33 protein-coding genes and 1 pseudogene are annotated in these 26,653 nt (G+C 68.8%); 5 read left to right on the top strand and 29 right to left on the bottom strand.

The genetic code is table 11. The annotated features are described in order from the left end of the window. Nucleotides 1-63: 63 nt before the first annotated feature. The 6 genes from GUY60_RS11340 to GUY60_RS11315 form a co-directional block, all read right to left on the bottom strand. The gene (locus GUY60_RS11340; RefSeq protein ID WP_161696525.1) at nt 64-729 is read right to left on the bottom strand and encodes a hypothetical protein; all 666 of its coding nucleotides are present in this window, start codon (nt 727-729) and stop codon (nt 64-66) included. An 89-nt stretch (nt 730-818) separates the two neighbouring features. Further along, nucleotides 819-1,559, bottom strand: coding sequence for a hypothetical protein (locus tag GUY60_RS11335; protein WP_161696523.1), 741 nt, complete (start codon nt 1,557-1,559; stop codon nt 819-821). Between the two features lie 172 nt (nt 1,560-1,731). Further along, on the bottom strand, nt 1,732-2,229 hold the full coding sequence (locus GUY60_RS11330; RefSeq protein ID WP_161696521.1) for a hypothetical protein: 498 nt from the start codon (nt 2,227-2,229) through the stop codon (nt 1,732-1,734). A 26-nt stretch (nt 2,230-2,255) separates the two neighbouring features. Next, nucleotides 2,256-3,020 carry a hypothetical protein gene (locus GUY60_RS11325; RefSeq protein WP_161696519.1) on the bottom strand — a complete coding sequence of 255 codons (765 nt, stop codon included), beginning with the start codon at nt 3,018-3,020 and terminating at the stop codon, nt 2,256-2,258. A 97-nt stretch (nt 3,021-3,117) separates the two neighbouring features. Beyond that, complete coding sequence (locus GUY60_RS38910; RefSeq protein ID WP_246234723.1) at nt 3,118-4,263, bottom strand: hypothetical protein; 1,146 nt, start codon at nt 4,261-4,263, stop codon at nt 3,118-3,120. A gap of 731 nt (nt 4,264-4,994) precedes the next feature. Further along, nucleotides 4,995-5,636, bottom strand: coding sequence for a 2'-5' RNA ligase family protein (locus GUY60_RS11315; protein WP_161696517.1), 642 nt, complete (start codon nt 5,634-5,636; stop codon nt 4,995-4,997). A 196-nt stretch (nt 5,637-5,832) separates the two neighbouring features. Here GUY60_RS11315 and GUY60_RS11310 point away from each other — a divergent pair, with 196 nt between their 5' ends. Further along, entirely contained in the window at nt 5,833-6,318 is a 486-nt protein-coding gene (locus GUY60_RS11310) for a hypothetical protein (RefSeq protein ID WP_161696515.1), read from the top strand. A gap of 124 nt (nt 6,319-6,442) precedes the next feature. Here GUY60_RS11310 and GUY60_RS11305 read toward each other — a convergent pair whose 3' ends face one another. Beyond that, on the bottom strand, nt 6,443-6,868 hold the full coding sequence (locus tag GUY60_RS11305) for a hypothetical protein (RefSeq protein ID WP_161696514.1): 426 nt from the start codon (nt 6,866-6,868) through the stop codon (nt 6,443-6,445). Between the two features lie 159 nt (nt 6,869-7,027). Here GUY60_RS11305 and GUY60_RS11300 point away from each other — a divergent pair, with 159 nt between their 5' ends. After that, nucleotides 7,028-7,543, top strand: a complete 516-nt coding sequence (locus GUY60_RS11300; protein WP_161696512.1) for a hypothetical protein — start codon at nt 7,028-7,030, stop codon at nt 7,541-7,543. Between the two features lie 21 nt (nt 7,544-7,564). On the opposite strand, the gene GUY60_RS11295 is transcribed toward GUY60_RS11300, so the two are convergent. Continuing rightward, nucleotides 7,565-8,227 (bottom strand): hypothetical protein, encoded by a 663-nt coding sequence (locus tag GUY60_RS11295; RefSeq protein ID WP_161696510.1) that lies wholly within the window; start codon nt 8,225-8,227, stop codon nt 7,565-7,567. Between the two features lie 290 nt (nt 8,228-8,517). Here GUY60_RS11295 and GUY60_RS39915 point away from each other — a divergent pair. Next, nucleotides 8,518-8,733 (top strand): annotated as a pseudogene (locus tag GUY60_RS39915) (transposase); the annotation flags it as partial. Nucleotides 8,734-8,834: 101 nt separating this feature from the next. On the opposite strand, the gene GUY60_RS11285 reads toward GUY60_RS39915, so the two are convergent. The 12 genes from GUY60_RS11285 to GUY60_RS11230 form a co-directional block, all read right to left on the bottom strand. Continuing rightward, complete coding sequence (locus tag GUY60_RS11285) at nt 8,835-9,704, bottom strand: recombinase family protein (protein ID WP_312866257.1); 870 nt, start codon at nt 9,702-9,704, stop codon at nt 8,835-8,837. Between the two features lie 193 nt (nt 9,705-9,897). Then, a complete protein-coding gene (locus GUY60_RS11280; protein WP_161696508.1) occupies nt 9,898-10,164 on the bottom strand; it encodes an oxidative damage protection protein in 267 nt (88 codons plus the stop codon). A gap of 108 nt (nt 10,165-10,272) precedes the next feature. Continuing rightward, nucleotides 10,273-10,602, bottom strand: coding sequence for a Tn3 family transposase (locus tag GUY60_RS11275; RefSeq protein WP_312866256.1), 330 nt, complete (start codon nt 10,600-10,602; stop codon nt 10,273-10,275). A 947-nt stretch (nt 10,603-11,549) separates the two neighbouring features. Further along, complete coding sequence (locus tag GUY60_RS11270) at nt 11,550-12,140, bottom strand: DUF6262 family protein (RefSeq protein ID WP_161696506.1); 591 nt, start codon at nt 12,138-12,140, stop codon at nt 11,550-11,552. Next, nucleotides 12,137-14,764: a tyrosine-type recombinase/integrase gene (locus tag GUY60_RS11265; RefSeq protein ID WP_161696505.1), complete on the bottom strand. Its 2,628-nt coding sequence runs from the start codon at nt 14,762-14,764 to the stop codon at nt 12,137-12,139. The genes GUY60_RS11270 and GUY60_RS11265 overlap by 4 nt, the downstream gene beginning before the upstream one ends. After that, nucleotides 14,764-15,939: a tyrosine-type recombinase/integrase gene (locus tag GUY60_RS11260; RefSeq protein WP_161696503.1), complete on the bottom strand. Its 1,176-nt coding sequence runs from the start codon at nt 15,937-15,939 to the stop codon at nt 14,764-14,766. Before GUY60_RS11260 ends, GUY60_RS11265 begins: the two co-directional genes overlap by 1 nt. A 107-nt stretch (nt 15,940-16,046) precedes the next feature. Beyond that, nucleotides 16,047-16,199, bottom strand: coding sequence for an endonuclease/exonuclease/phosphatase family protein (locus GUY60_RS11255; protein ID WP_161696501.1), 153 nt, complete (start codon nt 16,197-16,199; stop codon nt 16,047-16,049). Between the two features lie 175 nt (nt 16,200-16,374). Beyond that, nucleotides 16,375-16,725, bottom strand: coding sequence for a DUF6233 domain-containing protein (locus tag GUY60_RS39475; protein WP_161696499.1), 351 nt, complete (start codon nt 16,723-16,725; stop codon nt 16,375-16,377). A 70-nt stretch (nt 16,726-16,795) separates the two neighbouring features. After that, nucleotides 16,796-16,945 carry a hypothetical protein gene (locus GUY60_RS11245; protein WP_161696497.1) on the bottom strand — a complete coding sequence of 50 codons (150 nt, stop codon included), beginning with the start codon at nt 16,943-16,945 and terminating at the stop codon, nt 16,796-16,798. After that, the gene (locus tag GUY60_RS11240; protein WP_161696495.1) at nt 16,942-17,301 is read right to left on the bottom strand and encodes a hypothetical protein; all 360 of its coding nucleotides are present in this window, start codon (nt 17,299-17,301) and stop codon (nt 16,942-16,944) included. The genes GUY60_RS11245 and GUY60_RS11240 overlap by 4 nt, the downstream gene beginning before the upstream one ends. 181 nt (nt 17,302-17,482) lie before the next feature. After that, nucleotides 17,483-17,815 (bottom strand): hypothetical protein, encoded by a 333-nt coding sequence (locus tag GUY60_RS11235; protein ID WP_161696493.1) that lies wholly within the window; start codon nt 17,813-17,815, stop codon nt 17,483-17,485. A 26-nt stretch (nt 17,816-17,841) separates the two neighbouring features. Then, nucleotides 17,842-18,066 (bottom strand): hypothetical protein, encoded by a 225-nt coding sequence (locus tag GUY60_RS11230; RefSeq protein WP_161696491.1) that lies wholly within the window; start codon nt 18,064-18,066, stop codon nt 17,842-17,844. 24 nt (nt 18,067-18,090) lie between these two features. Here GUY60_RS11230 and GUY60_RS11225 point away from each other — a divergent pair, with 24 nt between their 5' ends. Continuing rightward, on the top strand, nt 18,091-18,243 hold the full coding sequence (locus tag GUY60_RS11225; protein ID WP_161696489.1) for a hypothetical protein: 153 nt from the start codon (nt 18,091-18,093) through the stop codon (nt 18,241-18,243). Between the two features lie 22 nt (nt 18,244-18,265). Here the strand turns inward: GUY60_RS11225 and GUY60_RS11220 are convergent, their stop codons facing one another. The 6 genes from GUY60_RS11220 to GUY60_RS11195 all read right to left on the bottom strand — a co-directional run bounded on the left by GUY60_RS11220 (nt 18,266) and on the right by GUY60_RS11195 (nt 22,562). Then, nucleotides 18,266-18,928, bottom strand: a complete 663-nt coding sequence (locus GUY60_RS11220; RefSeq protein ID WP_246234721.1) for a class I SAM-dependent methyltransferase — start codon at nt 18,926-18,928, stop codon at nt 18,266-18,268. Nucleotides 18,929-19,027: 99 nt separating this feature from the next. Continuing rightward, on the bottom strand, nt 19,028-19,291 hold the full coding sequence (locus GUY60_RS11215) for a hypothetical protein (protein WP_161696485.1): 264 nt from the start codon (nt 19,289-19,291) through the stop codon (nt 19,028-19,030). A 297-nt stretch (nt 19,292-19,588) separates the two neighbouring features. Beyond that, nucleotides 19,589-19,924 carry a hypothetical protein gene (locus tag GUY60_RS11210; RefSeq protein WP_161696483.1) on the bottom strand — a complete coding sequence of 112 codons (336 nt, stop codon included), beginning with the start codon at nt 19,922-19,924 and terminating at the stop codon, nt 19,589-19,591. Continuing rightward, nucleotides 19,921-20,337, bottom strand: coding sequence for a hypothetical protein (locus tag GUY60_RS11205; protein WP_161696481.1), 417 nt, complete (start codon nt 20,335-20,337; stop codon nt 19,921-19,923). The genes GUY60_RS11210 and GUY60_RS11205 overlap by 4 nt, the downstream gene beginning before the upstream one ends. A 108-nt stretch (nt 20,338-20,445) precedes the next feature. Further along, nucleotides 20,446-21,693, bottom strand: coding sequence for a helix-turn-helix domain-containing protein (locus GUY60_RS11200; RefSeq protein WP_161696479.1), 1,248 nt, complete (start codon nt 21,691-21,693; stop codon nt 20,446-20,448). Between the two features lie 155 nt (nt 21,694-21,848). After that, nucleotides 21,849-22,562: a hypothetical protein gene (locus tag GUY60_RS11195; RefSeq protein WP_376771200.1), complete on the bottom strand. Its 714-nt coding sequence runs from the start codon at nt 22,560-22,562 to the stop codon at nt 21,849-21,851. 153 nt (nt 22,563-22,715) lie between these two features. On the opposite strand from GUY60_RS11195, the gene GUY60_RS11190 reads away from it, so the two are divergent. Next, complete coding sequence (locus tag GUY60_RS11190) at nt 22,716-23,042, top strand: hypothetical protein (protein ID WP_161696477.1); 327 nt, start codon at nt 22,716-22,718, stop codon at nt 23,040-23,042. A 39-nt stretch (nt 23,043-23,081) separates the two neighbouring features. Here GUY60_RS11190 and GUY60_RS11185 read toward each other — a convergent pair whose 3' ends face one another. Genes GUY60_RS11185 through GUY60_RS11175 form a run of 3 tightly spaced genes read right to left on the bottom strand, consistent with a single transcriptional unit; the run spans nt 23,082 to nt 26,576 of the window. Beyond that, the gene (locus GUY60_RS11185) at nt 23,082-24,587 is read right to left on the bottom strand and encodes a putative type IV secretion/conjugal transfer ATPase (protein WP_187369982.1); all 1,506 of its coding nucleotides are present in this window, start codon (nt 24,585-24,587) and stop codon (nt 23,082-23,084) included. A 26-nt stretch (nt 24,588-24,613) separates the two neighbouring features. Next, nucleotides 24,614-25,066 (bottom strand): DUF6238 family protein, encoded by a 453-nt coding sequence (locus tag GUY60_RS11180; protein WP_161696473.1) that lies wholly within the window; start codon nt 25,064-25,066, stop codon nt 24,614-24,616. Between the two features lie 37 nt (nt 25,067-25,103). Further along, nucleotides 25,104-26,576 carry an SCO6880 family protein gene (locus tag GUY60_RS11175; RefSeq protein ID WP_161696471.1) on the bottom strand — a complete coding sequence of 491 codons (1,473 nt, stop codon included), beginning with the start codon at nt 26,574-26,576 and terminating at the stop codon, nt 25,104-25,106. Between the last annotated feature and the right edge of the window lie 77 nt (nt 26,577-26,653).

Genomic DNA, 26,653 nt, shown 5'->3' with positions numbered 1-26,653 from the left:
GGGGCGGGGCGCGCTCGGCTCTCGTGCAGCTCACGGGTCAACTCCTTGTGGATCGAGGACGTTTCAGCGGGGGCGGGCGGCAGGGCGCGACGCGGGTGGAGACGGTGCGGCGGCCGGCGGGCTGCCGGGCGACGGCGATGGTCCGGCGTACGGCGAGGAGGCGCGGGCGGCCCGCTGCCGGTCTGAATCGGGACTCCGGACAGACGTTCGCGCGGGGACAGCTTCGGCGCCGAGGACATCGTCGAGCAGCTCCCGGCTTCGCAGGACGTTGACCCTCTCGTGGTGCCGGGGATCTGTGTGCTCGGCAGGACAGGCGGCGACACCGTCCTCGGCGACCTCCAACTGCTCACGGACGTCCTGGAGCATTCCGTAGGCGGCGGCCAGTCGTGTCCAAGTTTCGAAGGTCGGGTTGTGGTGCGGGTCGTCGAAGTCGAGACGGACACGGGCCCAGTCGGCGGCAGCGGCGACGAGTTCGGTCAGCTCGGGCAGAGCCCCGACCAGCGCACCGTTGACCTCCTCGATGATCGCGGCCACCTCGTCCGGCGTGGCTTCCTCGTGGAGGCGAGCGATCATCCCGCGGACGGAGTACGGGTCGGCGGAAGCACTGGGCAGGTGCCGAACCTGCAGCGGTTTGTCGGAGCCGGGTGCCACGCTGCGGTGGGCGAGCCGGATGTTGTGCTGCATGGCGGCGCCGACGGCCTCGCCGATGCTGGAATGGTGCTTGGGCACGTTGCCTCCTCGGGTGGTGATCCTGGGCGGGCCCAGTCGAGCGGGGCGCGCGACGGATCGGTGGCTGGCGGTGAAGCAGACGAACTGGGTTACCGGCGCGGACCAGGGGTGTGCGGCGGGCGGACGGCCGCGCTGGAATGTGGAGCATCGACGCCGAGGGCCGCGGGGACCTTGGCCTTCGCCGCAGCCGGGGACGTGGCCAGAGCGGCGCCCCGATGGCCGGGCAGATTCGGGGAGTGCGTTCGCGTCTCGATCTGAAGCTGCTGCGGGTTGCTGACACGGCGCAACTCGGCCTCGGAGCCGACGAGTTCCGACTGCGCCGAGATGACGAACTCTGCGGCGAAGCCAAACCGGTCCGCGAGCGCGTACGCCTCGTCGTCAAGGTCGTTGATCTGCTCGCCCGCTGCCTCCAGCGCCTCTCGTACGCGCTCCAGAGCACCGTGCTCGGGGTGAAGAAGGTGGTCGACCGCTCGCTGGAGGTCGGCCCCGTTCTCGGCCGACCTGATCCGGTCCGTGATCTGGAGGAGTTCCGCTCCGGCGGCGTAGGGCCCGAGGGGGTGCGCCGGAGTGCCCATCCGGGCCATGTCTAGGGAGGAGGGGAGGTCGACGCTGTAGTGGGCGGCGCGGAGCATCTCGGCTGCGTGGGTGGCGATGGCGACCTTGTCGGCGACCGGAGTTGTCGTGGGAAGGCGATGGCGTCGGCCGTGCCAGTCGTCGATCTGCTGGAAGCCGGCGTGCTTGAGGAGTGCGGCGGAGAGGTCGTCGGTGGCTCCCTTTGCCACGACGCTGCCGCTGAACTCGGAAGTGATGGTGATCGAAGGGGCAGGCACGTGGGTCTCCTGGGCAGAGGCGTTTGAAGCGGTGGACAGGGAGAGGGTCCGCAAATTCCGGGATTTGGGCCTGCCGGAGATCGCTGATAGATGCCGCTGCTCGCGCGGGGGCCCCAGATCGCTGACGGGAGGAGGGGGGACCGGTGTCCCGCCGTAGCGGGACACCGGGCGGTCAGAAGTGGGGATTCTCCGTCGGCCGGTCAACCTCGGTGGCGGCCTGGAGCAGCTCGATGAGGTCGTCCGGCTCGGAGGAGCGCTGGTCGATCCACCACCCTGCACGAGTGACGCTACGAACGGCCTCCTCGATCCCTTCCCACTCCGTCTCGCTGGTGTCGCCTTCGACAACCAGGGCGGTGTAGGCGGCGGACAGGACCTGGTGGCGGCAGCGCACACCCCAGGCGACGGCCCGCTCGGTCCCCTCCAGAGGAGGCATCCTGTACTGCTGCGACCAGGCTTCGGACTCGGCCTGCTCTTCGGCCCGCTTGGCCTTGAGCCAGGCGGCCTTGTCCTGCTCGTCGCCCACTTTGGAGGCACGCCAGCAGTCGGTGCACTCCTGCTTGGCGAGCCACTCGGCGAAGCCCGCACGACGGTCGGCTGCCCGATCGGACAAGTCGCGGTCGGCCTCGTGACCGCATGCGTGGTTGATCGACCAGACGGTCTTCACGGCCATGGAGCTTTCTCCTTGCGGGAGTTGGATCAGCGGGTGCGGGAGAACGTGATGCGGGGGTCGACCGGCCGAGCTGCCGAAACCGGGGCGGCGGGGGCGGGGACCGGTGCCTTGCCTGCGAGGCCGGTGCGGGCCGGGCTGGTGGCGAGCGCGGCGGCGCTGACCGGAGATGGTCGGGGAGCGCCCTGGCTGCGCTCATGGGATGCGATCGTCGCGGCAACAGGACGGGGACGCGCTGCTACGTCCTGAGCGAGGTGGGGCTGCACCGCGACTCGAACACCGGACCGGTGCAGCGACAGCGTGGCGCCGGCGACCTTCCCCAGGGCCTCATCACGACCGGTGGTCACGGGCAACGTGTAGATATCCAGGTCCGGTTGGTGCCGCCAGCCGTGTTCCCCCAGAGCGGGTCCGGTGAGCCCGGAGGAACGGTCGTCGACGGCCGCGACGATGCCGAGCTGCGGATGCTCGGCGAAGGCGACATCCGGTTCACCGAGCGCGATCCGGTCGCGGACGGGCGCCGCATCGGGTGCCAGCGAGGGATCGAGCGCGGCGTCCACCTCGACCCGATAGCCGGATTTGCGCAGCAGCTCGACTGCTCGGCTCGTACGACCCTGTCCGTCACGTTCCTGATTGGCCAGCGCGTACAACGTCGGCTGGTCTGGAACGGGATGGAAGTCGAACCTCTTCAACATCCATGTGCTGGCCGCGAGTTCATTCGGGTTCGCGGCGACGATGCCGTGGACGGGGTGCTGGCCGAAGGCGAGGTCGGGCAACACGTCGTAGTGGCTGGGCATGGCGGATCCATCCGGGGTGGGCTCGGTCGCAGTGGTGAGTGAGGGACGAAAAGCCTCTGCCGGTGCGGTACATGGAGGACTCCAAGGCGGTGGGTGATCAGCGACCGGGGGCGGACGAGGGGCGGACGGGCAGCAGCGTGGCGCGCGCGGACGACTCCGCCGACAGACGGACCGGGACCGTGCGCTGTCCGACCGACGGTGAAGGAGCGAGGGCAGCGCTCACCTGCGGCGAGGCAGAGCACGACGGGGCCGTCCTGTTCGCCTGCGCCCGAGCGTTGCTCGGGTGGGCGGTGTGACGGTCGGCGAGGTCGTTGCGTATCGCTCGAAGCCTGATCGCGGAGGAGTCCAGGTCCTCGGCGATGAGGCGCAGGCCATCCGCGTAGCGGTGATCGGCGGTGTCCCCGAGGCCCTCCCACCAGTCGGCCGTCGTGTCGAGGATCTCGATGACCCCCTGGAGAACGCCGTCGCCGGGAGCGGTCAGCTCGCTCAGCGAGGCGACCGCCTCGCTCGTGTGCGTGGCCGTCTGGATGGACTGGGCCAAGTACCCGAGACGGTCGCCGAGACTCATCTCGTGGGACCGCGCAGGACGGAGGCTGGGGTCCACGAGGGCCGGGTCGCACGCGACATTGAAGCCCTCGGCCCGCAGCATGTCGCAGGCCCGCGTTACCACCAGACGCTGCTCGGCCGGGTCAGTCATGGCCGAGGGCAGCCGGTAGTAGTGCTCACCGCCGAACGCCACGGCAGGGACGAGACCCGCGCGGTGGAGCACCGTGCTGGCGGCGTGTTCCTCGGCGGACACTTCCTGCTCCTGGCGCGGAGCCACTCCGAGTCGGTCCAGGCGCGCGTCGACTGCGGCGAGCAGATTCGGGACACTGCCACCGTGCCGGGCATCAGGGCCGTCGGGCTCCGAGTCGTAGACCACTTCGTACACCACGGGCTCGGAGGACCGGTGACGAGTCACCGTCCAGCTCTCGGGGGACTCGGCGTGCTCCGAGGGCGGTTCCTGCGCGGGCGAGATGATCAGCGAACTGCCGTCGGGAAGCTCGGCGTTGACGATGTAGTCGCTGAGGCCGTACTCGACGGTGCACTCCAGGCCACGCTGCCTGAGAGGAGCGGTGAGGTAGGCGTACCGGTGGTCCCGTTCGGATGCGTCGTCCACAGGTGGGAGGGAGGTCGTGCTGATCCGCGCGAGGACACGTGACCCCTCCTGCTCGAAGGTGATGAGGGCGTTGTCGGGGTGCATGGGCTTTCTCCGTTGCCGGACGCCCCCGGGCCGATGGCGTGAGCCGTAGGCGTGGAGGCTGGAAGAGGAGCGGTGGCCCATGAGGATCCGGCGATCGGCCGGTTTGGTGCTGCCGCGACTCGGTGCTAGGAGCGGCAGCAGGAACAACCTGCGGCCGCAGGACGAGAAGCGGCCAGCACTCCGCGGATTCCGGCACGGCCGGCGGCCACGGTTGCCGTAGCCGGCGGGGGCGCGGACGGTGCGCTTCCCCGGTCAGCCGCTCAGCGGCTACCTGCTCGTCGTGCGGCTCCTGGCTGTGGCGGTCCAACCGTGCCAAGACCGCGCCACGGCCCTGTTGACGCTGGCCTCTCAGGTCCCGGCGGCGATCCTGGTGCGCATGCGGGGAATCCACCGCCAGGTGACGGTGCAGTGGCAGCAGGCCAGTGGCGACTGGTCGGCGTCCGCGGTCGATGTCGCCGCTCGCCCAGTACGGACAGGCCCGGGGAACTGATCTCGCCGGTCCTCAGCCGCCAGTACCGAGAGGGATGGTCGCGCCATCTCCCAGGTGATCGTCTTGGCCTGGGCGTCCGCGGTGATGTCCATGAGGTGGACGGCGTCGGTCCAGGCGCATCGGGGTGTGCCCGGCGGACTCGGACTACTGTGCGTGTCGAGTCGGCAGGAGGCGTTCGGTGTCGTACTCCACTGCGCCGACGGCCTGTTGGTGTGTCGGGCTCCGCAGTCGCCGTGGGGATTCAGTGGCTGGCGCCGAGCGGGATCGGTGGGGCCACGGGCTTCCAGGTGATGGTCTTCTCGACGGCGTTGGCGGAGACATCGACCAGTTCGATGGACGCGATCCGCAGGGGCGCATGGCTGGGGCGGACCCGGCGTACGCGTCGCTGGATCTGGTGGAAGTGGTCCAGGGAGACCTCAGCGGTGGCGTACGACTCGGTCAGGTGGAGCACGTTGGTGTCGTAGGTCGTGGCCTCGGGTCCGCGCACCATCGTGAAGGCGCGTGTGGCAGCGGCTCTTAGTTCATTGAGCGGCTCGTCCGGTCCAAGATCAAAAACGAGCCCTGTGCCGTACGCGAGGGGGCTGCCCACCGTGATGGTGAAGGGTGTGACTGCCCTCATCTGCCGGGTCAGTTCGGCGACGAGGGCCTGGCGCTCCTCGTCAGGAATCGCGGAGGCAGGCTTCTCGCTCAGCTGGTAGAGCGTGACATGAAACCCCCCGTCATCAACATGCCGGAGCGGGTCGCCCACGGTGGCCGCACGAACGTCCCTGATCAACTCGGCCAGTTCAGGATTCTGACCGAGGTCCACAGTGACGTAGGCGTGGAGCAGGGAGAGGTCCTTGCCCCACACGTCCTGGCCATGCCGGAAGATGAATGGCTTCATGACGAGTGAACGTATCGCTTCGGCACTCAGGGCGGACCGGCCGTCCGGCCGATCAGTGACGAGACCGGGGTGGCCCGGCGGCGTGTGGACTCTTCACCCTGCCCAGCTTCCGGGGTGAGTTTGATGAACTTCCCGCCATCCGCCTTGCGGCGTGTGGCACGGTTGTGCGAGGTACCGAGATCGAGGGAGATATCCAGTGACCACCGTGGTGGACCGGCTCCGAGGGTGGCAAGGATGGGGTGGCCCGGACTTGTGGGATCAGGCGTGGGAGCGCGCCGTGGCGGTCGTTGAAGGCCCACTTAGTGGCCACAGCATCATCATCGACGGGGTCGTGCTCGCCGAGGGCGCCGCCGGCCTCGCGACCGCGCTGTACCTGGTTTCCGCAGACCTTGGTGTTGAGCCCAGCCGCGTCACCGAGGAGCAGATCCAGGCTCTGTACGGCGGTGACATGCCAGACGAGGAGCGCACAGCGTTGTGGGAGGCACGCCTCACCGCTCTGGGGCACGTCCTCGACGACACCAGCGATCCGGTGATCCGCGTGTGGAACGTCATCTCTCACTTCCACAAGACCCCCGGAGGCGACTACGACGACACGGTCGATGCTGCCTCGATGACGCGTTGGGGCTGTGGTTACACCGCTGGGATGCGCAAACTGCGTCGTCGCTTCGATATCGCCCTCTGACCTGCGCGGCCGCGACAACCACCTCCGCGACACCTTGGCCTGCTACGGACCTAGGGACTGGTGACCGGCATCGCAGATCAGGTACCGCCCGGTCATCGTGTCCGGCACCCGGGCAGCGCCTCCGTCATGCTTCTGCCCGGATCGGGGCAGTTGCGCGCTCAACGCCTTCGACGAAGTCACGGTAGGGCTTGATCTCAACCTGGCGGATGACGTGAGCCCATGCATCGCCCACGTCTCCACAGGAAGGGTGGCGCTGCTCCTCGCGCTGATCCGCTTCGAACTTCACGTCAGCAGCCCGCTGAAGCGCCGCCCTGATTTGCTCCTCGTCTGTCTTCGGCGCCGGACCGATCTCACTCGGCTTCAGGTACACCTGCTGCCACAGCTTCGCAGCGGCAGCCGCGCGGACCTGAAGCAGCCACCCGCCGTAGGAGAGCCCCGCTTCAGGGTCGGTGACCTCATCGACCGCTGCCTGGGCCCACTTCTGCGCCTCGGTGACCGCGGTGTCGCGTGCCTCACGAAGCGCCTTCGCGACTTCAGCCTCCGTTGCCATGCCCAACCCCCTGGAACACTGCTGTGTGGTGTCTGTGCACCGGGGCGCCGACGTTACTCCCCAGCGGCGGCGCGCACTTCATGTTCGTCCCGACTGAGCGACTGTGGCTGCTCGCTGAAGAGAGGGACAAGGGAGACCAGCGGCCCGTAGGTTGGCGGCATGGCTGACATGCGGGATCTGTGGTGGGCGGCGGGCCGAATGGCCTTCAGCGTGGCAGGGAGTGACACAGGGCGGACCAATCGGTGGGCCGATTCGCTGCGCCGCTCGGCCGCGTTGCTGGAGCCGGTCTGGCCCAAGGGCTACAGCGCTGGCCCCTTCACACATGCCCTGCCGACCATCGCGCTCTACCTGTACGCGGTCCGCCTGGGCGACGACCCGGAGCACGTGTCCGCGGATGAGATCGTGACAGCGCTCACCCCACGACGGGCTGCCCCAGAGGCGCCCTCGCTCGAAGACACCGTCCGCGAGAACCTGACGAAGCGCGGTCATGACCTCGACGACGACTCCGAGCTGTCAACGCTGGTTCGGTATCTCGGCGAGTACCGGCCGCCGCTCGCGACCGGGATCGAGCTGGCCTCTGATGGGTACTGGTCCGGCGGCACGCTGATGGGCGCAGCCGCGGCATGGGTGCACGGCGTGTTCACGCACCACTACCTGCAACGCGACAGCGCCTGAGGAGCCGGGACGGCCACGTACTCAGGTGAGGAGGCTGAGGTCGAAGTCGGCCCGCACGGCGCCGTGGTCGGACAGGTCCCTTTCGACCGGCTCCAAGTGGACCTGATAGTCGACGAGCGCAGGGGCCAGAGCCGGACTCATGAGGATGAGGTCCTGGCGCCGGGGCACGTCGAGCTCGCCGAACGCGGCCGTCGCTACCGTCTCCTGCTCAAAGGGCTGACTCGCGTCCAGGAACCCGGCGCGCGCAAGGAGTTCGGTCGCCTCGCGATCGGAGACTTCACCTTCGCGGGTCGGACGGAGATGCCCGTTGCGTACGTGCGCCGGCAGTTGCGTCCAATCAGGTTCCGGGTAACCGAGGCCGATGGAGTTGATGTCTCCGACGATCAGCGAACGGCGGTCGGGGGCGGCGAGGACGCCCAGCGGTGACACCTCTCTGGCGCGGTTTCGCGGGTCGAAGGGATCCAAGTGCAGGTTGCGCAGTTCTAGCAGACCTTCCAGCCCCGGCACGATCAGGTTCGCCCAGCCCATCACGTGGTGGTATCGGTCCCGGTCAGCGCCCTGTGCCGCGAGCCGTACGCGATGGCTCAGCATGATCACGCTGTGGAATCGGTGGCCGCTCGTGGTCTCGTTGGCGTACGCGAGATAGGCGCTGCCCAAGCCGAGGGCATTCAGCGTCTGGTGCATGCGCCGGTTCCCGAGGAGGTCCCAGAAGTTGCACTCGCACAGTTTCCCGGCCGAGGAAGTGTTCGCAATGGCATTGACCTGCGGATGAGCGTAGCGGACATGTCCGTGACGTGAGCCGCAACGGCTTGGTGCTCCACTCGATCGAGTAGGGACTTCCTGGCCCACTTCGAGCTGCGGAAGGTCGCCCTCGGCACCTGCGCACGCGACTTCGGAACCCCCTGTGTCCACGAGCACGCCTGCTTCTCTGAACTAGGGTGTTTCGTTCGGATCATCCGATCGTTGGTCTGGGTATGCCGTTGACTGACGTGCAGTGGGCGCGGATTGAGCCGTTACTGCCGGACCGGAGGCCGAAGCGGGGTGGTCGATGGAGGGACCACCGGGAGGTGATCGACGCGATTGCTTACAAGTTCCAGACCGGAACGCAGTGGGTTCACCTGCCGGAGAAGTACGGCAACTGGCGAGGCGTCTACAACCGGCTGCGGATGTGGTCCCTGGACGGCACTTGGGAGCAGGTGTTCGCCTCGCTGATGGCCCAGGCGGATGCGGATGCGGACCTGAACGGCCCCGGTGTCCTAGCTCAGACACCAGCCGCAAAGCAGCGGGGCGATTATGCGCTCGCCGCTGTGGCGGCCTGCTCGTCGTGTTCACGCAGCATCCGCATGACGGTGGCGGGTGAGGGGTGCTGGCCCTTCTTTGTGCCGGTGGTGATGACGAGCCGCTTGGCGATGTCGCGCAGGCTCATCTCCTGGTCGCGCAGGTGGAGGGCCATGGACAGCATGTCTTCGTCGGTGACGCCCGCGCCGCCGATGGTCTTGCCGCGCTTGCGGGCGGACTCGTGGCCTTCGAGGGTGCGGTCGCGGATGTACTCGCGCTCCATCCCGGACATCGCGGCGAGCACGGTGAAGACGATCCCGGAGGGGTCGTGCGAGCCCTTCAGCTCCCCGGTGAGGAACTCCAGGCCGACATCGCTCGCTTTCAGTTCCTCGGCGAGCATGGCGAGTTCGATGCCCCGGCCGAGCCGCTTGTGCTCGTGGACGACGAGGGTGACGGCGACGCCGGAGGAGCGGATCTCCCCGGCGAGCTGCACGGCGGCCTCCAGCTCTGGGCGCCGGGTGGCGCGGGTGGAGATCTTCTCCGAGAAGACCCGGGTGGCCCCGGCCTCGGCAAGGGAGTCGAGCTGTGCGTCGAGGGACTGCCGGGCGGTCGAGGTCCGTGCGTAGCCGAGGCGGACGTGCCCGGCCGGTTCGGCGCCGGCGCTCACCGGTCGGGGTAGCTCGGTCCATACCGACCCCGGCTTGCGTACGGCCGGGGTCGGCACGCTGAGCACCTTGGCGAGTTGGGGCACGAGGCGGAAGCGGGCGGTGTGGTACTGGATGGCCACCTTGCCTTTGCCAGTCCGGCACGGGGAGCCCGCGGGGGCGGCGCAGGTGGACATCGGGCAGTCGTGCGCTTCCACGCGCTTGAAGTCGTCGCTCACGTCCCGGAGCGTTTCATGAGGGTGTTTCAGGCGTCCGGCCGTTTGCAACACCTCATGAAACATGATCGCCGCAGATGGGCCGTCGGGCGGGCGGGTGTTTCACGAGCGACCACCTATGAAACGCAGAGCGACGTCCCATGAGGTTCGCGACCGCTCCACTGTGGTTGGGGAGACCGGTCGCGTTGCCGTGCCCCTACGGTGCGATGTAGCCCTGGAGATCGACGTGGTGACCCTCGAATAGGAAGGCCACCATTTCCGACTCCATCGCCTGGCGAGCCTGGCGATCATTCATGTCGAGCTTCTTCTCATTGATCAGCGCCGTCTTCCTCGCCTCCCACTCCCCCCATGCCTCTTTCGAGATCTCGTTAAAGATCCTTTTCCCCAGGTCACCGGGGTACAGCTGGAAGTCCATGCCTTCAGCCTGTCGCTGGAGGAAAGTGCAGAAGATCGTCCTGATCACAGGGGTTCCCTTTCTCGATGCGTGCCGCGTGTCGGGGCGACCCTCGGGGCACGGGAGGCGATGGCGCCACCGCGCCACGGGGGGAAGTCTCCCACTCCTTCGAGCAACTCAATCCCTGCCCGCATTGGACCTGTCAGCGGCGTCCGCCGGGGTCCGGGGGCGGGGCACGGCGGACGCCGTCCCCAGGTCGAGGCGCTTGTCCATGTCCAGGCGGAAGGTGCCGTACGGGTTGACGTTCGACCAGAACAACGCGGTCAGGCCGCGCCGGTCCTCGTCGCTCAGCTTCTTCGCCCAGGCCGGTCCGGCCAGGACCTGCTGCACCAGCAGGGTGTTGACGTGGACGAGCGCGGACTGGAGCAGGTGCAGGGCGAGCATCGAGGTCTCGGCGTGTTCCTTGTCCGGGCCGGTCAGGGCGCCGTCCTTGCCGTAGTGGAGCACGGTGTTCGCGCTGTTCGAGTCGGAACACCAGCCCGTGGTGGTCGCTGGCCCCGGCCGGGCTGTCGAGGACCTGATAGTCGGAGACGGCGTTCGCGAGAGGGCCGGAGACCCACGCCTGGTCGATGCGGTCGTCGGTGGCCGTGGGCTGTAGAAGCGACTCGTCCTTGGTCTGCTGGAACAGGTGCCAGGCGACGTCGATGAACCCGTTGTGGGCGAGCTTGCGGGTGACCCGCCGATCCGCCTCCAGGGCCTGGCCGGGAACGAAGTCGCCCTCGGCCAGGAGGGTGCGCGAGCCGACGTTGTAGGGCCGCATCTCCGCGAAGTCGGGCAGCGGGTGCGCGTCGGAGGCGGGTGCGTAGTTGACGTCGCCGGCGAGGACGGCGAAGGGGCCGTACTTGTATCCGCGGGTCGCGGCGTAGTTGGCCTCGATGACGGCCTGCTCGGCGGAGAAGGGCGTGAAGTGCACCGGCAGGAAGCTGAGCGGTGAGGGCAGCCCCGCGATGTCGAAGCTGGTCACGGCGAGACCATGCAGGGCCTCTTCGCCGAAGTCGGGGTTGTGGCGGGCCCAGGGGCCAAGGACCTCGCGACGGTAGAGCAGGGCAGTTCCGTAGCCGCTGCGAGAGGGCGCCAACGGTGCGGCATCGAGGTTCAAGTCCTTCATGGCGCGGGCGAGTTGCTTGTGGCCGTAGCGGTGCCAGTTCACGGCCTCGCAGAACATCGCGACGTCCACATGCGGGGCCCCGACCCGCTCCGCGGCCCCGTTGATCCGCTCGGCCAGCTGAGGCCAGCGGTCCTCGGGGTTGCCGTCCCCGTCCGCGAGCCCGCCGTGTCCAAGATTTTGAACGGTCACGGTCAGTTGCACTTCGTTCCTCCCCATCGGTGAGGTGCTGCTGAGTCGATCAGTTGGTCGGGTTCGGGGTGGGGCCGCCCCACCCCGAACCGGTGGTCTATCGCTGGCGCACCATGCCCTTCGTCTCGATGAGCTCGGCTTCCAGCTCAGCGATCCGCCGGTCGGCGAACCGCGCGTTGTCCCGGGAGGCGTTGAGCCGGTCCTCCAGGGAACGCTTCTCGCCGTTCAGCTCCTGGACCTTCCGGGTGAGCGCCGCGTGTTCCGTCATGATCCGGACCACGTCCCGCTCCTGCCACGGAGTACTCAAGTCGCGTACTTGTCCCAGGAGTTCGCCCATCTGTCGGCGCTGGGCGAGGATCTCGGTCTGCGCGGCTTTGAGTGCTTCCTCGGCATTGAGCGCCCGCTCCCTCCAGGCGGCGTCGATCGCGGTCTGCGCAGCGTGACGGTCCTGGGCACGGCGGCCACTGGCCTTGAGGATCGCCTTCTCGACGAGGTCGGCGGCCTCGGCGTGCTCGTAGAGGAAGGTGCGCGAGACGCCGGCCTCGCGGGCAACTGCGGCGACGGTGATCGACGTGCGCGTCTTGAGCATGCGACCGAGTGCTTCGCCGACGTGTTGGAGCTTCTGCTGGCTGCGCTCGCGACGGGCCTTGAGGGCCTGGGCGGTGCGGGGCACCGACTGTTCGGTCATGCGGAGACCTCCGCTGCTTGTGCCATGGCAGGGGGTGCCCCACCGGATTCGAGCGAGACGAGGTCCGAGGCCCTAAAGGCGGTGGCCCACACCCGCTGGAAGTAGTCCTGCGGCCGTCGCAGGTCCAGGGAGAGAGCCTCCTCGAGGAGACCGAGCCCCGCGAGGGCCCGCTCCAGGCCGTCGATCGCCTGGGCGGTGGGCTCAAAAAGCTTGTGAAGGTAGTCCGCTGTTGCGTTGTCCGGGGCCCGTTCCGCCATAGATCGCCACTGGTCCCGCTTGCGGCGCCAGTACAGCAAGTCCGCCCCGGACATGACGAACCGGTCGCAGCCCTCGCAGTTCAACTTCCAAGGACAGGCGCCGCCCTCGACGACCGGCTGGAAGGTGCAGAACCCGCCCTCGGTCGGCGTACTGCGCCGCGACAGATCGAGCGCCATGGCCTGGGCCTCCGCCGGGCTGAGCGGCTCAGCCGTGGACGGGGAGGCGAGCAGGCGCCCGGGAACGGCGGAGCCGGGACCGCCGACCCAGACCATCTGCAGCACATCCTCGATCTCGGAGACGGCGGCCTTCGCGTAGTGCTCGGCCATCCGCATCGAGATCTGGCCCATGTACTGCTTGATGTGGTGCATGCTCGCGCCACTGCGTAGCAGTCTCGTGGCCAAGGTGTGGCGGGCCTGGTGAGGGACGCAGGGGCCCTGGATTTCCAACTGGTGGACCCACGAGCGAAAGCAGCTCTGGAACCATCCATAGGAGACGGACCGTTCCAGATTGGCGTTGCCCTTCTTGGAGGGGAACAGAGCCAGCCTCTTGCGCTCCGCCTGGGTCGGCATGCGGCCGTAGCGGTCCAGGAACAGCTGCAGGGTGATCTTCTGCCGGCGCTGGACCATCTCGAAGGTCCGCTCGGGGACGCGGATGGCCTCGTCGAGATTGCCGACCTTGGTCTGGTCGTGCCAGAGCAGCGGCAATCCGCCGTAGCGGCCGATGCAGTCGAGGCGGAGCTTGACGACCTCGTTGGCGCGGCGGCCGGTGAAGACGAGCGTCTCCCAGATGTCGCGCAGGCCGCGGTTGTTGGGGTCGTAGTCGGTGCTGAACTGGGCCAGGTTGGCTTCGTCGGCCAGGGCCTGGGCGACTTCGTCTCTGAACGGGGACCGCGAGCGTTCCGTGGGCCCGCCGCCGGTGGGAAGGGCGCAGATGAACTCCCGAGGCAATCCGATCTGGTCGGCCGATCCGTTCTCCAGGGCCTCGCGGAGCATGTAGCGGGCGTAGTTGAACACCTCCCTTCGCGAGTGGTCCGTGCAGGTGCCGGGCTCGGTCGTATGGTAACGGTGCAGTCCCAGGGACGGCAGGCCGTCACGGGCTCGTCGGCGTTGGTCGACGACGAAGGCGTCCATGTGCTTGGCGGTCAGCAACCGTGGGTCGTGTCCGCCCTGCGGAGCGGCGATGGCGAGGAAAGCACCGAGTTCGACGGCAGCACGGCGCGATGCATCGAAAGGGCTGCCGCTGCGGGCTCCCTGCGGAGAGCGCAGGCGAGTGGCCAGGCTGTCCCAGAGCATGTCGCGCAGCCACCGCTGCTGGACACGCCTCAAGTCCAGGTGGCTGCCGCGGTCGCCGGTCAGCCGGATCCCGAAGTGATCGGTCTCCAGGAACCCGGCCTCCCGGGTGTCCTCCTTCGTGTAGTAGACCAGCCGCAGGTCGGCGCGGAACGCGTGCACGATCATGCGGTCGGTGTGGGAGCAGACCCTGGTGTCGACCTCCGCGATCGACTCCCAGCCCGCGGTGCGGCACTTCGTGACCAGCACCTGCATCCACTGCGCGGACCAGAAGGAAAGATCCCGACGCTGCGAGCGAGCAAACAGGCACCACTGGAACTCCGCCTTCAGCAGCGGCGGCAGCCCCCGCAGACTCACCTGACCAGGCCGGGTGACGACCGGCACCCTTGCGCACCAGGACCGGAATGCGGCCTCGTCGTCGTACTCGACCGCAATCTCCTTGCCAAGGTCCCAGGCGTGCTGCCACCGCTTGACGGCGATCCTCGCGCCGCCCGGCTGACCCGCTGTCCGGTAGCGGTTGTGGTGGCTGTGGCAGATCCCGAGCGGGCTGTAGGCCCACAGGTGGCAGGCGGCCACGGCACACCGGCCGAAACTGCGCAGCGGTGTCTGCGTCGTGCACCACACCTCGAAGTCCGGCGCCGCCGGCGTGTCCTTCAAAGCGCGCATCCACCGCCGGTAGTGGCGCTCGCACAACTCCACCCAGTCCAGCTTCGACGGGCGGTGACGGCAGACCCGGCAGTCCGGCGGGTCGATGTTCCGAACCCGCCGGATGTCCCTGGGGACGGCCGTCTGCTGGAACGTATAGCGGGTCAGCTCGGGCTCGGTCTTCACCCGCTTGCGGTACTCGTCGAGATGCGTGACGCACATGTCCTTGCTGCCACCGCCCCGGGCAGGCCCTTCGCAGCCCACCACGTTGCACTTCCAGCCGAACACTGGATGGTCCTCCGGGAACTTGATCAGCTCGTCCCGGATGTAGGCGTCCACGGTCGGCCCGGACAACAGGGCCGTGAGAATCTCCAGTTGGTCACGGGTGCGACGGCGGTCGACCGGTTCCGTGACGGGGATCAGAACGGCCATCACGCCTCACCCCACACGGTGAGCAGCGCCGCCTCGAAGACCGGGTCGTTGATGTCGACGTGGGCGTAGATCTCGTCGACGACCTGGATCGAGGCCCACCCGCCGGCGTCCCGGGCGACGACGAGGTTGCCGTTCGAGGCATCCAGGACCGCGTTGGCGAAGTCGTGCCGGAACATGTGCGGCCGGATCCGGCCGAGGCGTGCCCGGCTGCCGGCCCGCCTGAGCATCTTGCGGGCACCCTCCGTGGCCCAGGGCATGCCACGGCGCGGTCCGTGCTGCTGGACCAGGACCATCCCGTGCTCCGCCGCAGGCGGGTACTCGCACGTCATGTACTCGAAGTACGAGTGGATCATCAAAGGGCTGACGCGTTTGATCAGCCCGCCGCGGATCACGCCGTCCTCAAGGGCCCACGGGTGCTTGGTCTTGGCCCGCGACCGGTTGACGAGCCCGTCCCGGTGGCAGACGTGGGCGTGCGGAGCACGACACTCGCCGCACTCGGCGTTGGACCGCAGATGCAGATCGCTCAGATGCAGCCCGCACATTTCGCCGATCCGGAATCCGCCGTCGCCCAGCCAGTCCACGACCATGCGGTCGCGGATCGCGTTCACGACCTTCAGGAGCCGCCCGCGGGCTCCGTCGGGGAGCATCTTCGGATGGCGGCGCCGGGTCCGCGTCGGAGCCAGCGGGTTCGACGGCATGCTATGGCTCACATGCCCGAGGAACGAGCGGGAGCGGTCCGCCTTCGTCGGCATCCGGTGCCGGTCGAGTTGACGCCCCAACTCCTGGTTGCAGCCCAGGGCCGCCTGCTGCAGGTAGAAGCCCTTCAGGCAGGAAGCGGCCCCTGAGAGGGCGCTGTTGCCGTACGGACGCTTCCCCACCCGCCACGGCACACCGGTGGGCCCGCGCACTTCAGCGCCGACCGCCCCCATGTACCGCTCCAGGTCGCGGAACTGGACCGTCTCGAAGGTCAGCCCTTCATGTTCCAGCCAGCGCAGGTGATCCACCAGGTAGTACGCGTACGTACGGTCGGTGCCCTGGCTCTCGAACTTCACCAGGTACCGGTCTGCCCGCGTGTGTACGGCTCCGCCTGCCTGGACGATCGTGTACGACACCCGACCGTCTCGGTGATTGATCTCCTGTACCCGCAGCTGTCCTAGCAGCAACTTGCGTGCCACGTGCCCTCCGTGCCGACCAACAGCGACATGGCGAACACCACGACGCCGGTCGGCAAACGAGAGCGGGGTGCCCGCAGTCACTGCCACCGCGAACGTCACGTACAGCTCTACCTGCGGCCGGAAAACTGCAGCGCAAGGACGTCCGCCTCAAGTCCCGTGAGGAACGAGACCTGGCCGGACCATCGATCGCCCACGCCGAGGCCGAAGTCGTCGTGGCCGCCGAACAGCGTGTTGAACGTGACGACTCGGAGCGTGGTCACCCGTGTCCTTCCAGAGAGATCGTGGCCGATGGTCCGCCAGCAGTGCACGCACTGAGCAGCCGACGGCATGCTCACCGCCTTGCGGACATTCATGTCCCCAGCACCCGTCGACAGTTCGGTGCCAGCTCACTGACGTGCGGTCACGCCCAGGCACCGCCAGGCGTACGGTCACGCCCTACCGGTAGCCGGGCCCGAGCGCGGCCAGAGGGTTGCAGACGTCGCAGAACTCGATTTCGCCTAGGTGCTCGTCGCTGAGGGCTACCTCGACCTCGGCTCGGTCGAGGTAGCCGAACTCCTGTCTCCACAGGTGGCAGCCGCCCCGGTGCAGCATCGCCTGCCCCTCGGCGGCGCGGGCGGGCTGGATCTTCCATCGGAGTTCGGCATGAGCCCGCTGGCGACGCTTCCGGTCGTGGTCGATCTGCGCTTCGAGGTTGAGGCGGTTGGTCCGGGTCAGGTTGAGCTGGTGCTCCAGCCAGGCCTCGACTGTGCGCAGGTGGGCGACTCGCTCCTCCGGACTCGTGAACACATGTTCGATTCTAATCCCGGCGTGCCAGCATCAGTGCACGGCATACCCAGGTCGCGGCACTCTCCGCAGGTCACCGTGGCTTCCTTACTCGGTCGAGGCGCAGCTTGTCGTTCAGCGCGTGCCAGAGCCGCACGGGCAACGAGCGGCCGGAGCCGCCGAGGCGCATCGACAGCGAGGCCTCCGGGCGGTGCTTCGCGGGGTTGGGGCGCCTGGTCTTCACGCGCAGTGCTCCTTGTAGACATCAACGATGGAACTGTCCATCGATCCGCTGTCCGGGCCGCCGGGGTCCTTCACCGTCTCCACGCTGATCTCGACTTTGGCACGGTACTCGCCCGGAACGCACAGTGTGGGCGCCTTGACCTCTTTCGTCTTTCCGAGGGCGGGTGCGAGGTGGTTGGAGACCCGGTTCTTCTGGACCCAGGAGGTGCCCTCCTTCCTCTCCAGGATCACGGTGAGCGAGTGGCGCACAACGGCCTTGCGGCAGGTGGAGTCGGCCCAGGCCCAGATGCTGCCTCCGTCGACATAGGGTTCGCCGCTTCGGAAGGTACAGCGCCCGCCGATGACGTTGCCCGACACCTTCCCCCTGTTCGCCGGGTCTGGCCCAGACCCCCCGGAGCCGCCTCCGTTCTGTCCGCCACCCACGCTGCCCGTGGTGGAACAGCCGGCGTCCGTCGCGCCGAGGAGGGTGAGGACGGTGGCGGGTATGAGAGCGAGCCGTGCCGCGCGCCGCGGTGTCACGAGAGTCCTCCAGGTGGTGTCAGTCGCGTTCGTGGTCGCGTACGTAGACGTTGGTGATTCCGGGGAGCGCTTCGATCTTGGCCGCGATGAGATGGGCGTCGTGGGCGGCGCCGGACAGAGACGGCAGCGCGCGCAGGTAGAGCAGCGTGGCGCGACCTTCGTAGGACAGAACGTCCTTGACGCTCTCCACGGTGGTGGCGACGTAGAGGCCTTCGCCGTCGAAGTGCAGCTCCTGCTGCGGAGGCCACGGGCTGTCCCAGTCCATGGAGAACTCGATCTCCCAGTCCATGGAGAACTCGATCTCCCGGTCCGGCTTGTCGGGGGTCAGGAAGAGGAAGACGGACAGGTCCACGGTGGGCTCCGAGTTGGTGTGGTCGATCAGGACAAGCGCCAGGCGATGACGGGTATGAGGAGGCCGGTCGCGACGATGGCGCACACGAGTAGGCAGCCCCAGAGTAGAAGCGGACCGCTCGAAGTGGCCTGCACGGACTCGTACTTGGCGGCGTCCTTGGCCCGCTCCGCGTCGTAGTCGGTGTGCTCCCGGGCCAGGCAGATCGTGCAGTGGGGCGAGTGGTCGCGGTCGCCGTGTATGTGGTCCGGCATCTGTCACCTCCCAGGAATTCGGGGATGTGGGCGGCCCGCTGCTCGGCCGCGTGCGAGGTGTGGCCGTCGGCGATCAGCCACAGCCCCCAGTACGCGGAGTCGAGCCAGAGCGCGGGCACGGATGCCCAGGCGCAGTCGACTGGCGACGAGCTGGTGCACACGAAGGTCCTTCCGTAAAGGGGAGCGGGAGCGTAGGGGTTCAAGCGGGGCGCTCGGCCCGGACGAGGAGGGTGCCGACGCCGTCAGAGTCGGGGGCGTCGATGATGTCAGTGGTGATGTGCACGAAGCCCGCGCGGATCAGGATGTTGAACCACATCGGCCCGTCGTACGCCCACCGCCGCACCACCCGGGGCGGGCCTGTGCCCTTGGGTCGGATGTAGGAGCCCTGGCAGCCGTAGCAGCCTTGGATCGGCGGCTCATGAGAGAAGGCGAAGACTCCGCCGGGCGTGAGGTGATCGACGATGAGGGGCAGGAGCACCGTGGGGTCGGTGAACCAGACGGCACCGAACACGGACGTGATCGCGTCGAACCGTTCCTCGGACCGCAGCAGGTAGTCGACCGCGTCGGCGTGCGCGAACGTCAACTCGTTGTAGTAGGCGGGCGACCAACGCTTGCGGGCGCGTTCGACTTGGAGGCCGGCGATGTCGACGCCGATGCCAGTCGCGCCGTTCGAGACGAGGTGTGCAATGTTCCGGCCGTCACCGCAGCCGAGGTCCAGCACGTTCTGCGGCTGGCCCAGCAGTTCCGTGCCAGGGCCGTGGTCGGGGTACTGCGTCCAGTTCCACCAGGTGAACTGCCCCGTGCGGTTCGTGACAGGGCGCTGAGGTCGGGTCTCGGCGTAGGTGTCCCACGCGGTGCTCATCGGTGTCGTCTCCGATCGAAGGACGGTCGGCTCGGTCGTGGGCTGGTGCTCCCCCCCCCACGGGCGCCCCATGCGCGATCGAGCCCGTGAGGGAAGCGGTCAGGGGCGGCGGTACCGGTCCATCGCGTTCGGCACGCCGCGAGCGCGGCCCTGCTTCGGCAGTGGGGCCTTCGGGGGCGGGTTCGGGATGCGCGGTGCGGGCCGCTCGATCGGGCGGCCAAGCCCGCAACTCTCGTTGCGGCACACCGATTTGGGCTGAGATTTGTCCTCCGGCGCGGAGACGTAGGACACGGGTTCGTCGCAGGCTGTGCAGCGCTCCACCCACTCAGGCGGCAACTGCCCGTAGTCCCCGAAAACACTCAACGGCTCTGCTCCTTCAAATGCGGTCAGGTCAGCGCTGGGCCATGACCTGGTACACGAGGGTGACGAACACAGCCGCGACGGCGGCGACCAGAACGACGGTGACGGCTGCCTCGGCGATCGACCGCCGCTGACGTTTGCCGGGTCACGGCCGGCGCCCGCAGTAACAGGGCGAGCTGGGCGGCTCCAAGGCGATGCTGCACCAGCCGCCCCCGCACTGGATCGCGGGGCAGACCCGGCGACGAGGCAGCTCAAATCTGGGGCCCTGTACGCCACTCGCTAGGCCCGCGGAACGCGAGCTCATCCTGAGGCCTCCGACCGAGTCTCGGCCAGATCGAGGAACTGCCCAGTGACCAAGGCGAGTTGGCGCAGGCGCTCGGCCTGCCGCATGGTCGACTCGTCGGGCTCCGGCACCTGCGTGAGCACCAGCATGGCGTCGCGGCGCAGCTGTCGGTCGCCGGGGTCGCGGCCCCGTGTCGCGATCGTGCCGCGCAGCGCATTGAGGTAGCCGGACAGCTCCCGGATCTGGCCCCGGACCACATCCCGGCCCGGCAGATGCCCGTCCAGGCCAGTCTTCCGCGTGATGTCGATCAGGGTGCGCACGTGCGCAAGGTCCGCGGTGGGGGCGGAGCTCATAGCTCGGCTCCGTCCGCTTCGACGTTCACCAAGTGCCTCAGCGCAGCGGCGATGTGCTGGGGGCTGATGAACAGGCGCGGGTGCTGGGGTTGGGCGTGCCAGTGCAGAGTCGACCCCACGGTGTGGTTGTAGGGCGGGACCATGACGTGGGCGCGTTCCCCGAGCGCGACGGTGCCGTTGCGGTTCCAGGTGCGTGCGGCACCCAGTGGAACCAGGAGATACATGCGCGGGTCCCGGCCCTGGGGGTCGAGGATGGCAGGGGCAGCGCGATGCCCATGGTCTTTCAGGAGTTCGAGGACCATGCGACCGGTGTCTTCGCCGACCCGGATGACGTCCCACCACACGCCCGTCGGCTTCAGCTCGGGCTCGAGTACGGGAAGCCAGTCGGCGCTCATGAGCGGGGGGTTGGTCATAAGAACGGTCTCCTCACCGGGCAGGTGAGGAGACCATTTCAAGCGGGGTGCGCCTGTGAGGGGACAAACTGTCCACAGGAACTTGCCCCCTGGTGGCTTGACCCATCGTCAGGTTGTGCTAAGGCCAGTCCAGTTGGCGAAGCGGACGACTTCCTCGGTCGGCTGGCGCTCCTGACGCAGCAGCGCACCCACGGTCTCCCTCGCACTGGGATGGAACCGGGTGTGATTCGGAGCGATCTTGCGTGCCTGGTGCAGGTCAGCGAATGCACCGGCACGGTCGCCTTCGGTCAGGCGGGCGTGGGCGACGTCGATGTAATGGTGCGAACTGCGCTCGCCGACGGTCGCGTCGGGCGGGGTCCAATCGCGACCGTTGTCACCGGCCTCGCGCAGGCGGGCCAGGGCCTGTTCTGTGTCGTGGGCGTCGATGAGGGTGTGCACCTCGTGGATCATGATGTTCGTGGGGCCGAACGACATCTCGTAGGCGAGGCTGTCCAGGTTACCGCCCACAGCTGCGACAGCGCGCGCTTCGTCCAGGAGGCGCATGGCCTTGTCCGGGTGGCCGTTGCGTGCCTCGACGACCGCGAGCTTGAGGACCAGGGCGCCGTCGAGGGCGAGGCCCTCGGGGCTGTAGGAGCGCTCGGGCATCTGGCGTTCCAGCTCTTCCCGGAGCCCGGTCAGTAGCTTGCGGGCGGGGGTGTAGGCGCCGGTGCGGAGCATTGCTCCCGCGACCAGGTATCCGGCGGTGACCTGCATGAGGGCGTCACCGGAGCGGTCAGCCGCCCAACGGACCCTTTCCAAAGCGGTGTTGGACAGGTCGTGGTGGCCCATCTTGTGGGCGAGGCTGTTCACGGCCCGGTAGGCGCGGGCCAGGTGAAGGTAGGCCTGGCGTTGCTGCTCGGTCGAATCCCCGTTGGGGCCGTCGAGAGCAATGTGAGTCAGTTCGGTGACCACCGGGGCGAGCAGCGGACCCATGGGCCCGTACTTTGCATCACGCCGCAGGGCCGCGATCTGGTCGACCTCGGAGGCCAGGACCGCCAGATCGCGAGGGCGCGTGTCCAGATCATCGGGAGCGTCGTAGCACAGGAGTAGACGACGCAGCTCGGGCACGACCGCCTGAATGCGGTCCTCGGCCTCGGCGCTGCCGTAGTACGGCTGGCCGGTCAACACCTCGGGGCCGACGTGCAGGGCGTGCGCGAAGTCCAGGACCAGACGTGCCGAAGCCTTGCGCGAGCCGGCCTCGATTTTGCGGAGGTAACTGGCGGACACTGACACCCTGGTGGCGAGCTGTGCGCTCGACAGTCCCCGCATCTTCCGTGCGGACTTCAGGCGCTCACCCAGCGAATCGTCATTCATCATGCGTTCCCCTCGTCCTGTCCGTGCCGTGTCTGGAAGCGTACGGCTCAGCCCTGCAACCGCGGTAGGACGATTGTGTTAACGGCAAGTACGGGGTATGAGGACGCTCCACCGCTCAGTACCCAAGCAGCGAAGGCACGGCTGCGGGCTGAGGAGCGTCAGCGAGATCGGCCTGGGGACGGGGGGTTCGGTGCCGGGGACGGAGGAGGAGTAGTGGGCAGGGCGCCGCGAGCGCCGGGAGCGGACCGGGTGAGGGCCATGCGCGCACGTTCGGTCCGCGAAGGCTGTTCGGCGTCCACCCGGTTGGCCAGGTATTCGGCGGCCCGGACGAGCGCCGGGCCCTGGTGGGACAGCTCGTCCGCGTAGTGCCAGCCCTCGGAGTTGCGGTGCTCCTCCGCACGCTCCTGGTAGAGCTTCAGTGAGCCCGGGAGCGAGGCATCCATGAGCGCCATGATCTGGTCCCACTCGTGTCGGAGCTGTCCCGCTCGTTCCAGGGTGGTGTCGATCCCGCGCAGTTGGCGAAGGTCTTCGCTGATCCGTCCCTCGACGTAGTCAGGGCCTTCGGCGGCGGCGCGGACCCCGGCCAGCACCTCGGGGCCGTGATCGAGGAAGACCTCGGTGTGCTTCCACGCTTCGGCGTCGCGCTTCACCTGGCCGTCCGCGTAGCCCTTCTCGTCGATGGGCCTGCCGTCCTGGTCGCAGAAGGAGTCCGAGACCGCGTCCCAGGCGCCGGACGCCTGGTTGATGCCGGCGGCGGCGAAGGCCAGTGCGGGGAGGTGTCGCCGCCACTCCAGGCGATCGGTGATCGACGCCGGTTGCTTCTCGGCCGGTGCGGGAGAAGTGGAAGAAGGAGAAGTGGAAGAAGTAGACATGGTCGATCCTTGTTCCTGTGCCGGTCTTCACCGTGAGTACGGCAGCGAGCGGACGGGGGTCGGTGGCAGAGGAGTAGACGTCGCGGTCGGTGGGCCGGCGGAGGCGTCTCGCGTTGAGATGGCCGGGGAGGTACGGGTCGCCGCTGCCGCTCGATGCGAGCGGATCTCGTGCCCTACGCCCTCCCGTACGAGGTGCAGTTCCTCGCGGAGATCGGCCAGGCGCTCCGCGAGCACGTCCAGCTCGGCAGCGCTGCCGCGGGCGCCGTGGGTGCGGCACCACGCCGAGGCGGTTTCGAGCACCTGGTGCAGCCGGGCCACCGCGCCGAAGTCTCCGGTGAGGATCGTGGAGAACAGCTCCTCGAACTCCTCGGGCGGGGCGTCGGCGAGACGGTTTCCGTCGGCGGCCGGTGCGCCGATGCTTGGGCTGGCGGCCGGGGTGCGGACCTCTCCGGTTCGGCGGCCTGTCTGCGGCGCGGCTGATGAAATGAGGTAACTCCCTTACAGAGCAGGCTGGTTGGGCTAGGTGGTCATGCGGGCGTCGGTGTCGAACAGCTCGCGTTCCGCCGGGTGCAGGATGTGCTGCGTGATGAAGGAGCGGCCGGCGACTTTCCACAGGCCCCGGCCCTTGGTCAGGGCGGACACCGCCTGGGTTTCGACTCCGGTCAGGCCGAGCAGCGACGCGGCGGCGGCGAGTTGGTCGGGCTCCTGGCGGTAGATGATGCGGGTGGAGCAGTCGGCTAGGAGGCCCTCGGCGAGCACCCGGCCGCGTGAGCCGGCGTCACCCGCGCTGAGCAGGTCGCTGAGGCGGTGGATGACCATGAGGTTCGCGATGCCGAGTCCCCGGGAGAGCTTCCACTGGTTCTGCATGCGTTCCAGCAGGCCGATGTGCCTCATCAGCCGCCAGGCCTCGTCGTAGATCACCCAGCGTCGGCCGCCGTCGGGGTCGGCGAGGGCGGATTCCATCCACGCGCTCGCGCAGGTCATGGCGAGGACCAGCGCGGTGTCGTCGCCGGAGCCGCCGAGGCGGGAGAGGTCGATGGACAGCATCGGCGTGGTCGGGTCGAAGGCCACGGTCGAGGGGGCGTCGAACATGCCGCTGAGGTCGCCGTGCACCAGGCGGCGCAGGGCGTGTGCGAGGTCCTGGGCGGCCGAGCCCAGGTGCCCGGCCTGGTGGCCGAGGGCCCGATCGAGGCGTTCGGGCGAGCCGAGGGCGTGCGCGATCTCGCCGAGCAGGGGCACCGTGCCACGGGCGGCAGCCTCGGCGACGACCAGGTCGAGGGCGAGGTCCAGGGCGGTGTGCTCCATCGGCAGGAGATCGCGCTTCAGCACAGTGCGCGCCAGGCTGGCCAGGAGCAGCAGGCGGCGCTTTCGGACCTCCGTTGCCCAGTCGTCCTCGCTCACGGAGGAGGGCCGGGCCGGGGCGTCCAGCGGGTTCAACCGGCCTGGGAGCCCCGGGCCCAGCGCGATGCTGTAGCCGCCGAGAGCTTGCGCGACACCGGTCCACTCGCCCTTGGGATCGCAGGGAATGTAGATCCGGTAGCCGTGGGCGATCGACCTGGTGGCGATGGACTTCGCCAGCGCCGACTTGCCCATGCCGATGATCCCGGCGAGGACCGCGTTCGGGTTCGTGAAGCCCTCGATCCGGCCGCTGCCGTACAGCGAGAAGGGGTCGAAGCAGAACGCGGCTTCGGCGTGGACATCGCGGCCAATGAAGACGCCCTCCGCCCCCAGGCCGCCCTCGGCCACGAACGGGTACGCGCCGCTGGCGGTCGCGGTGGTCATCCGGTGGGCAGGCAGCTTGAGCTTCCCGCCACGGGCCGAGGCCGGACCGGGACGACCCGACGGCGGATAGGCCGGTCGCAGCTCCGGGTCGAAGATCTCCTCTGCGCGGTGCTTGGGCGATGTTCCGGCGAGGCGGGCCTGGCGACGGGCCTCGGCGAAACCGGCTCGGGCGGCCGTCTGTTCGGCACGCGATGCCTTGTGGGGCACGAACAGAGGGGAGGCGCTGGCGCGGGTGCGGGGCATGAACGTTTCTCCAGACGGGGAGTGGGTCAGCGGCGGACGAGACCGGTGAACGGCGCGTGCAGGTCGGCCGGGGTGGTACGGCGGCGCACCAGGTGCGCGGTGCGCTGGTGGCGCTGGCAGATGGTCAACTCCGGTGCCCCTTCGGGCAGCCCCGCCCTGCACGCCTCGGGTTCCGGCAGCTCGCCGGAGTCCTGCCGGGGCGCCGCGTGGTAGGCAGCGTGGACGTGGTCGGCGGCCTGCCAGATCCGGGTGCGGGCAGTGCGGAGCTGCTCGCCCTCGACCGGCACGAGCTGACCGGTGCGGCTGGTATGGGCATCGAGCAGGCCGTGGAGCGCGACGAGGTGGGCGTGCAGGGCGTCCAACTCGGCGCGGGTGGTGACGAGCGGGCCACCGGGGATGTTGAGCGCGCGATGGAAGTCGAGCGCGGTGGTGGCGAAGGGCACGAAGTCCTGCGCGGTCGGGCTGGCGGTGCGGGACATGAGGGCTCTTTCGAGGAGAGGGAAGGCCGAGCCAGCGTCAGACGGCGAGCGCGAGCGGCATGGCTGCAGCTGTGAACGCTTCGGCCTGCTGCCAGGTCAGCGGCCGGACGTCGAGCTGGGCTCCGACAGCGGCGGTCTCCACGACCGCGCAGGCGGACCGGAGTTCTTCCTCGGAGTCGGCCGAGACGGTCAGCAGCCCTGTCAGGGCGACATCGGCGTGGCCCGCGATCAGCTGGCGCTCCCTGGACTTGATGTCCTGGTACTCGATCGAGTCCGCCTCGGAGTCGACCTGGCCGCGCCGGGCCCGCTCAGCGGCATCAGCGATCACGCTGGCCTTCTTGCGCTGGACATCGCGCAGGGCGGCATCCAGTCCCTTCGGCTCGTAGGAGAGCGACAGCGTGCGCCGGACCCCGCCGGTGAACAGGAGTTGGTGCAGGAAGCCAGCCGAGGTCTCGGTCCGGGGCCAGTTCTCCACCCAGTACGTGGCGTGGACGGCCGAGTCGGTCGCGATGTGGTCCGCCTTCTCGACAACCACGACCGGTCCGGCGGCGGTGGGCTCGGCCTCGGGACGGCCGGCGGTGGACCAACGGTCCAGCGTCGCGAGGGCTTTGGGGTCGTACGCGGTGCGCACGACGGCTGCGATCTCGCGGGCGGTGAGCCAGCCGGTGGGGTTGAGCCCAGCGGTTCGCGCGGCCTGATCGAAGGTGGAGGTCAGCTGCGCCAGGACGCTGAAAGACCCGGTCAGACCGCCGCCGGCCTGGTTGATCAGCCGTCGCGCCGCCTTGGTGTCCAGCGACACCGCGACGTACGCCTCGTGCGGGGCCGCCGCCGGGCCCGCGCTCTGGATCAGCTCGCTGTAGATCGCGCCCGCCATGGGGGCATGCGGCTGGCCGTGCTCTTCCCAGTAGCGGCGCAGAGAGTCGCCGGAGTCCGGGACGGTGCGCTCGATCACCTGGATGCGGGCGATCTGCCCGGTGCGGGCGAGCGCGGCCAGTGCGCGTCCCCAGCCGCTGACGTTGGCCTGCTGGGTGCCCGGGTCGAGCAGCGCGTAGGCGCGGGAGGCGACCTTGACCACGGCCGTCAGCGTGCCGCTGTGGGGATCGTGGACCGCACCGTAGCGACCGTCGGGGGCGGTGGCCACGCGCAGGCTGGCTGCGGTGCCGGGCAGGTGGAGGAGCCCTTCACGGGTCGGCCGGCGGGAGGGCCGGGTGAGCCAGACGAGCTGGCCTCGCATTCGGCGCAGAACGTATCGGGTGACGATCGGAGCCCAGTCCGCCAGTGCACGGCCCCGGTGGCGGACGAAGACGAGAAGGGCGATCACGGCCCACAGCGGGATGAGTTGAAGCGCGCCGACCACACCGCGGGTGAGGACCACGGCGAGAAGGAGAAGGCCGGTGAGGCTGGCGACGATCAGTTGCGGGGCGGTCAGACCGAGCAGGATGCCGCGCCTGCTGCGGTGGGGGAACTTCACGGTGGCCGTGGTGGCTTCGGCCTGGTGCTTGCCGGACATGGTGGTTCCAGACGGTGGGAACGGGCGGAGGGCAGGGTGCGCGGCGCTCTTCTGGAAGTCATGGCGGAACCCTTCTG

The sequence above is a fragment of the Streptomyces boluensis genome (assembly GCF_009908195.1).
Classification (GTDB): domain Bacteria; phylum Actinomycetota; class Actinomycetes; order Streptomycetales; family Streptomycetaceae; genus Streptomyces; species Streptomyces boluensis.
The sequence above is the reverse complement of the archived record's forward strand: the minus strand, read 5'-3'. Positions and strand labels throughout refer to the sequence as shown.

Coding starts and splice junctions, on each gene's coding strand:
- GUY60_RS11195 (WP_376771200.1), bottom strand. CDS start 22,562: ATGTCTACTTCTTCCACTTCTCCTTCTTCCACTTCTCCCGCACCGGCC.
- GUY60_RS11225 (WP_161696489.1), top strand. CDS start 18,091: ATGTGGGCGGCCCGCTGCTCGGCCGCGTGCGAGGTGTGGCCGTCGGCG.
- GUY60_RS11175 (WP_161696471.1), bottom strand. CDS start 26,576: ATGTCCGGCAAGCACCAGGCCGAAGCCACCACGGCCACCGTGAAGTTC.
- GUY60_RS11185 (WP_187369982.1), bottom strand. CDS start 24,587: ATGCCCCGCACCCGCGCCAGCGCCTCCCCTCTGTTCGTGCCCCACAAG.
- GUY60_RS11265 (WP_161696505.1), bottom strand. CDS start 14,764: ATGGCCGTTCTGATCCCCGTCACGGAACCGGTCGACCGCCGTCGCACC.
- GUY60_RS11295 (WP_161696510.1), bottom strand. CDS start 8,227: ATGCACCAGACGCTGAATGCCCTCGGCTTGGGCAGCGCCTATCTCGCG.
- GUY60_RS11230 (WP_161696491.1), bottom strand. CDS start 18,066: ATGCCGGACCACATACACGGCGACCGCGACCACTCGCCCCACTGCACG.
- GUY60_RS11200 (WP_161696479.1), bottom strand. CDS start 21,693: ATGATGAATGACGATTCGCTGGGTGAGCGCCTGAAGTCCGCACGGAAG.
- GUY60_RS11190 (WP_161696477.1), top strand. CDS start 22,716: ATGCGAGCGGATCTCGTGCCCTACGCCCTCCCGTACGAGGTGCAGTTC.
- GUY60_RS11300 (WP_161696512.1), top strand. CDS start 7,028: ATGGCTGACATGCGGGATCTGTGGTGGGCGGCGGGCCGAATGGCCTTC.
- GUY60_RS38910 (WP_246234723.1), bottom strand. CDS start 4,263: ATGCACCCCGACAACGCCCTCATCACCTTCGAGCAGGAGGGGTCACGT.
- GUY60_RS11270 (WP_161696506.1), bottom strand. CDS start 12,140: ATGACCGAACAGTCGGTGCCCCGCACCGCCCAGGCCCTCAAGGCCCGT.
- GUY60_RS11210 (WP_161696483.1), bottom strand. CDS start 19,924: ATGAGCTCCGCCCCCACCGCGGACCTTGCGCACGTGCGCACCCTGATC.
- GUY60_RS11325 (WP_161696519.1), bottom strand. CDS start 3,020: ATGCCCAGCCACTACGACGTGTTGCCCGACCTCGCCTTCGGCCAGCAC.
- GUY60_RS11220 (WP_246234721.1), bottom strand. CDS start 18,928: ATGAGCACCGCGTGGGACACCTACGCCGAGACCCGACCTCAGCGCCCT.
- GUY60_RS11180 (WP_161696473.1), bottom strand. CDS start 25,066: ATGTCCCGCACCGCCAGCCCGACCGCGCAGGACTTCGTGCCCTTCGCC.
- GUY60_RS11315 (WP_161696517.1), bottom strand. CDS start 5,636: ATGAAGCCATTCATCTTCCGGCATGGCCAGGACGTGTGGGGCAAGGAC.
- GUY60_RS11305 (WP_161696514.1), bottom strand. CDS start 6,868: ATGGCAACGGAGGCTGAAGTCGCGAAGGCGCTTCGTGAGGCACGCGAC.
- GUY60_RS11330 (WP_161696521.1), bottom strand. CDS start 2,229: ATGGCCGTGAAGACCGTCTGGTCGATCAACCACGCATGCGGTCACGAG.
- GUY60_RS11205 (WP_161696481.1), bottom strand. CDS start 20,337: ATGACCAACCCCCCGCTCATGAGCGCCGACTGGCTTCCCGTACTCGAG.